The 2739-nt window shown below is 36.9% G+C and carries 3 protein-coding genes and 1 pseudogene; all 4 read left to right on the forward strand.

Features of this window, described 5'->3' with window-relative positions; genetic code table 11:
- Positions 1-174 precede the first annotated feature (174 nt).
- A complete protein-coding gene (locus AACV33_RS00830) occupies positions 175-747 on the forward strand; it encodes an HNH endonuclease (protein WP_182700667.1) in 573 nt (190 codons plus the stop codon).
- 134 nt (positions 748-881) lie between these two features.
- Positions 882-1901: a S66 family peptidase gene (locus AACV33_RS00835; RefSeq protein WP_182700668.1), complete on the forward strand. Its 1020-nt coding sequence runs from the start codon at positions 882-884 to the stop codon at positions 1899-1901.
- A 141-nt stretch (positions 1902-2042) separates the two neighbouring features.
- Positions 2043-2456, forward strand: a complete 414-nt coding sequence (locus AACV33_RS00840; RefSeq protein WP_182700669.1) for a bleomycin resistance protein — start codon at positions 2043-2045, stop codon at positions 2454-2456.
- A 153-nt stretch (positions 2457-2609) separates the two neighbouring features.
- A pseudogene (locus AACV33_RS00845) lies at positions 2610-2739 on the forward strand (GNAT family N-acetyltransferase); the annotation flags it as partial.

Here is a 2739-nt window from a genome sequence, read left to right on the forward strand (position 1 = left end):
TAGGTCATTGGTCTAAATTGAGAACTGCGTTATAACAAAGCAATCAACACGATTTACTACATTCGGCGTTGTGGGTTTGTCTTTAGTTTCAGTGATTAAGGCGGTAAAATTCAGCTAAGTCTGTGTCGTAGTAAACGTGTTATTGCGGCGTTATAACGCAAAATGGAGAAAGGGATGCCGTACAAAAAATTATTTAGAATGCCTAAGCCTGTAAATATTTCAGGCCGCTCATCCAGTATTACCAATTCATTTATTAATGGAATAATTCCTGTTGTAAAACCAACGGAGTTAGAAATAAAAGAAGCGTTACTAATTTTGAATATGGATGATGAGACAATTTCTTGCTCATATTGTGGTGATGCGTACACTGAATGGGATCATTTAAGACCTTTAGTTATGGCTCAAAAACCGACTGGGTATATTTCAGAAATTCATAATCTTGTCCCATCTTGTGGTAAATGCAACCAATCTAAAGGTAATAAAAATTGGCGGGTATGGATGTTAAGTGATGCGCCGAAGTCACCTAAAAGTCGCTTAATTGAAGACTTAGATGCAAGGGTATTAGCATTAGATAAATACGAGTTATGGAAAACACCAACAAAAATGAATTTTGAAGGTGTGGTTGGTGAAGATGTTTGGGCTGCTCATTGGGCTAATTGGCAAAAAGTACAAGATTTAATGAAAGAATCTCAAGTTTTAGCATCTGAGATTAATAAAAAGGTAGCTCTTGCATACAAAGCGTTATAACAAATGCATCAACACGATTTGCTACACTCGGCATTGTCAGTTTGCCTTTAGTTTCAGTGATTAAGGCATTAAAATTCAGCTAGGTCTGTATCGTAGCAAACGTGTTATGCAGGCGTTAGTTGTAAGGAGTAAACATGAAATATCCTCTTCCGTTAATTAAAGGGAGCAAAATTGCTGTTACAGCATTTTCTTCTGGTGTTCCGGCATCACTTCACAAGCGACTATGTATCGTAATTGAAAACTTAAAAGAATACGGTTTTAAAGTTGTTGAAGGAGAGTGTTTATACGAAAATAATTGTCATGTGAGTGCTAGCGCAGAGCAGCGTGCTGCAGAGTTTATGACATTTTTATGCGATGACACATTTGATGCGGTTGTACCTCCGTGGGGAGGTGAGTTTGCAATGGATATATTGCCATTACTTGACTACGAGAAACTAAGAACGGTTAAACCTAAATGGGTCTTTGGGTATTCAGATGTAAGTACAATATCTACAGCTTTAACGACTAAGCTGGATTGGGTTACTGTCCACAGTTCAAACTTAATGGATTTACATCCTAGTGAAAGTGAAATTCTTACTGCTAGTACTATAAAGTGGCTAATGCTGCCAGTTGGAGCACACTTTGAACAGTGCTCATCTACTTACTATCAAATTGATGGCAGCTCATTTTCTAAGGATCCTAACTTCACTTTTAACAGAACAGAGCTTACGGAGTGGAAACTTTCTGGAAATAAAAAAAACTCATTTTCAGGGCGTTTAATCGGTGGTTGCTTCGACACTATGATGCACTTGGTTGGTACAGAGTATTTTGACATCGATAAATTACATCGAAAATTTGCTCCAGAAGGATTAATTCTGTATCTAGAAAATGTCGAAATGTCACCTACAGTTTTTAAGCGTGCTCTACAAAGTCTAAAATACAAGGGTGTTTTTCAACTCTGTAATGGACTATTAATTGGCAGGAGTTCAGTCTTAGACAGGTGTGGTAAAGACATTACTGTGCAGGATGCTTTACTTGAAGTTACTGAAGACTTGAATATACCAGTTATTTATGATGCTGATATAGGTCACTTACCACCAAATATGACGTTATTTAACGGCTCTTATGCTGAAGTTGATTACAATAAAGGTAAGCTATATCAATCGCTGAAATAAACAACTAACAATCGCATCAACACGATTTGCTACATTCGGCATTCTAGGTTTCTTTGAGTTTACAGTATTAAGTGGTAAATTTGAGCCTAACCTGCATGGTAGCAAACGTGTTATGCAGGCGTTATACGGGGGGAGGTTGAAATGGGGTTAAGAGTCGTTCCTGAACTTTATTGTATTGATATCAATGAAAGTAAGCATTTCTATGTTGATGTCCTTGGTTTTAGTGTTAAGTATGAACGTCCAGAGGAACAGTTTTTGTTTCTGACATTAGATGGAGTTGATTTAATGCTAGAAGGTTTGAATACTTCAGAAAGACACTGGTTAACAGGGAATATAGAAGTTCCATTTGGAAGAGGCGTCAATTTCCAATGGGATACTATTAATATTGAAAAACTCTATCAGCGAGTTCAATCAATATCGCCTAATTCAATTTATCTGGAGTTGGAAACTAAAACCTACGAATGTAATGATCAATTAGCTGTGCAAAAGCAATTTATTGCACAAGATCCAAATGGTTATCTATTTAGGTTTTGTGAAGATACTTTGCCAAGCTAAACCCCGTATAACAAATGCATCAACACGATTTACTACACTCGGCAATCTCAGTTTGCCGGGTGTTTCTCGTTTTAAGGCATCAATTTTAAGTATAATTGCTTGGTAGTAAACGTGTTATGCAGGCGTTATGAGAATTAAGGGATAATTTTAAATATGGATATCAAAATAGATGATTTGAATGGCGGTGAAGTTGTTCAGTTATTAAAAGAACACCTGGAAGATATGTATGCAACGTCTCCTTCTGAAAGTGTGCACGCATTAGATGTCAGCGCTCTAAAAGTAC

Origin of the sequence: Aliivibrio sp. SR45-2 (assembly GCF_963890165.1) — a bacterium.
Lineage (GTDB): Bacteria > Pseudomonadota > Gammaproteobacteria > Enterobacterales > Vibrionaceae > Aliivibrio > Aliivibrio salmonicida.

Bases quoted from the DNA above. Each gene is read 5' to 3' on its own strand.
- AACV33_RS00835 (WP_182700668.1), top strand. From the start codon at position 882: ATGAAATATCCTCTTCCGTTAATTAAAGGGAGCAAAATTGCTGTTACA.
- AACV33_RS00840 (WP_182700669.1), top strand. From the start codon at position 2,043: ATGGGGTTAAGAGTCGTTCCTGAACTTTATTGTATTGATATCAATGAA.
- AACV33_RS00830 (WP_182700667.1), top strand. From the start codon at position 175: ATGCCGTACAAAAAATTATTTAGAATGCCTAAGCCTGTAAATATTTCA.